General features: G+C 55.9%; 1 pseudogene. It reads left to right on the plus strand.

The window, feature by feature from the left end:
- A pseudogene (locus ACS8YF_RS19810) lies at positions 1-644 on the plus strand (mechanosensitive channel MscK); the annotation flags it as partial.

Genomic DNA, 644 nt, shown 5'->3' on the forward strand with positions numbered 1-644 from the left:
CGCGGTTGGCCTGATTCTGTTGACCATGCAGCTCAACATCAGCGAACTGCTATGGTCGTTCAGCAAAAAACTGGCGATATTCTGGCTGGTGTTTGGCCTGTGCTGGAAGGTACTGGAGAAAAACGGCGTTGCCGTACGTCACTTCGGCATGCCGGAACAGCAGACCAGCCACTGCCGTCGGCAAATTGTCCGCATCAGTCTCGCATTGCTGCCTATCCATTTATGGTCTGTGGTGGCAGAACTTTCCCCGCTGCATCTGATGGATGATGTGCTGGGGCAAGCGATGATTTTCTTCAACCTGCTGCTGATTGCTTTCCTGGTATGGCCGATGTGCCGCGAAAGCTGGCGTGATAAAGAGTCGCACACCATGCGACTGGTCACCATTACCGTGCTGTCGATAATCCCGATTGCGCTGATGGTGCTGACTGCTACAGGCTACCTCTACACTACGCTGCGTCTGGCAGGACGCTGGATTGAAACCGTTTATCTGGTGATCATCTGGAACCTGCTGTACCAGACGGTACTGCGTGGCTTAAGCGTAGCGGCGCGGCGTATCGCCTGGCGTCGTGCGCTGGCGCGTCGGCAGAATCTGGTGAAAGAGGGCGCAGAAGGTGCTGAACCGCCGGAAGAACCCACCATTGCAC

This window comes from Salinisphaera sp. SWV1, assembly GCF_052044155.1.
GTDB lineage: Bacteria > Pseudomonadota > Gammaproteobacteria > Nevskiales > Salinisphaeraceae > Salinisphaera.